Below are 1,795 nucleotides of genomic sequence, written 5' to 3' on the forward strand. Positions count from 1 at the left end.
GAACTCACCCTGCACGCCGCATTCCTCGCAGGCGATGGGATCGGGCACGTCCACCTGGAAGTGCATTTCGTCGTCGGTTGATTTGCAGCCCAGTACTTGGTATTGCGGCAGGTGAAGGATGTTGTCGGGAAGTTCGGTCATGGTGTTGTATAGGCGTAGGTGTCAGTCAGATCCATCCGACTCGGCATTGGTGTTTGCTTTTTTACCCAACAAGCTGCTGGAAACGAAAAGTAAGGCACCGAGGACAATTGCAATATCAGCCAGGTTGAAGGCCGGCCAATGCCAGTCTCGCCAATAGAAATCAAAGGAATCCACAACATAGCCGCGAAAGACCCGGTCAATCAGGTTGCCCATGGCGCCACCGAGGATAAGACTGTAAGCGATGGCTTCTCCTTTATGACGATTTTCAAGGATCAGCTTGATCAGAAAAATCGAGACCACTACCGCGATTCCGATAAAAAAGTAGCGCTGCCAGCCTCCACCATTCGCAAAAAGACTGAATGCGGCACCGGTGTTCCATAGGTGCACCCAGTTAAAGAACGGGGTCACCGAAACATACTCGCCATAGGCCATTGATTGCTGCACCAGCCACTTTACAGCCTGATCAGACGCTGCCAGCAGGCCCGATATGGACAATAGGGCATACGGCGAGAGCTTTTTGCCAATAATGAGCATTATTTAACCCTTCAACGCCAAAATGCGTCTGGCACCGTTAAGTACAATGCCCCCCGCGATGGTGCCGATAATCAGATCCGGATAATTGGAACCGGTCCACGCGACCAGGGCGCCGGCGGTGATGACCCCCAGGTTGATCACCACGTCGTTGGCCGAGAATATCCAGCTTGCCTTCATGTGCGCCCCGCCTTCCCGATGTTTGGATATGAGCAGCAGACAACTGGTATTGGCAATCAATGCGACGAATGCGATAGCCATCATCACCAGCGATTCAGGCTCACTACCGAATACAAAGCGTCTCACCACCTCTACGAGCACGCCCACAGCCAAGATCAGTTGCAGTACACCAGCAAGATGCGCGGCACGTACCTGCATTTTCACGCTATGTCCAACCGCATAAAGGGCAAGCCCGTACACCGCCGCATCGGCAAAATTGTCCAGGGATTCTCCAATCAGGCCGGTGGACCGGGCGATCAGACCGGCAGTCATTTCCACCACGAACAGAAGTGCATTGATGCCGAGCAACCAGCGCAGGGTCCCGGATTCTTGCTTAGCAGAAGCTGCCGAAAACTCGGCGGCCTTGATGGTCTCCGGATTTGCAGCGACGGTTTCCTGAAGCGAGGCGCCTAGCCCCAAGGTCTTCAGTTTCGAGGTGACGGGCTCGACCTCGCCGTCATGCACGACCTTCAGCCGGCGGTTCGACAAGTCGAAGGACAGCGCCCGAATCTCCTCAAAGCCGTTCAGGGCTAGGCGAATCATTCGTTCTTCTGATGGACAGTCCATCTTCGGCACGGCATAAACACTGACCCATCTCCCTGGCGCCTCGGAGGAGGCCTGTATATCGGTATCCGCTGCGGACGTTGCATCACCGCCACAGGCGCCACCACAGGATTTGCTCATGATACGACTCCACTTGAACAATGTTGTGGTACCATTTAAAACTATAAAGCTACTATAAGGTCAATAGAGTAAAGAATCCGTTGGGGAGGAGGCTGATGCGCATTGGTCAGTTGGCGCAGTTGGTAGGGGTCGAAACACAGACGATCCGCTTCTATGAACAGCAGGGCTTGTTGCCGCCGCCTGATCGGCAGGACAACGGTTACCGTGTCTATACCGAGAA

3 protein-coding genes and 1 pseudogene are annotated in these 1,795 nt (G+C 54.2%); 1 reads left to right on the forward strand and 3 read right to left on the reverse strand.

Annotation, left to right across the window (positions count from 1 at the left end; all coding sequences use genetic code 11):
- The 3 genes and pseudogenes from B2Y33_RS14960 to B2Y33_RS14970 all read right to left on the reverse strand — a co-directional run.
- Nucleotides 1-141 (reverse strand): annotated as a pseudogene (locus B2Y33_RS14960) (ISL3 family transposase); the annotation flags it as partial.
- A gap of 21 nt (nucleotides 142-162) precedes the next feature.
- Entirely contained in the window at nucleotides 163-675 is a 513-nt protein-coding gene (gene lspA / locus B2Y33_RS14965) for a signal peptidase II (protein WP_003821921.1), read from the reverse strand.
- A gap of 3 nt (nucleotides 676-678) precedes the next feature.
- Entirely contained in the window at nucleotides 679-1,575 is an 897-nt protein-coding gene (locus B2Y33_RS14970) for a cation transporter (RefSeq protein ID WP_004364974.1), read from the reverse strand.
- 95 nt (nucleotides 1,576-1,670) lie between these two features.
- Between B2Y33_RS14970 and B2Y33_RS14975 the strand changes: the two genes are divergently transcribed.
- On the forward strand, nucleotides 1,671-1,795 hold a 125-nt coding region (locus B2Y33_RS14975), incomplete at its 3' end, for a MerR family DNA-binding transcriptional regulator (protein WP_133065938.1).

The sequence above is a fragment of the Pseudomonas sp. UBA5666 genome, assembly GCF_002420785.1.
GTDB lineage: Bacteria > Pseudomonadota > Gammaproteobacteria > Pseudomonadales > Pseudomonadaceae > Aquipseudomonas > Aquipseudomonas fulva.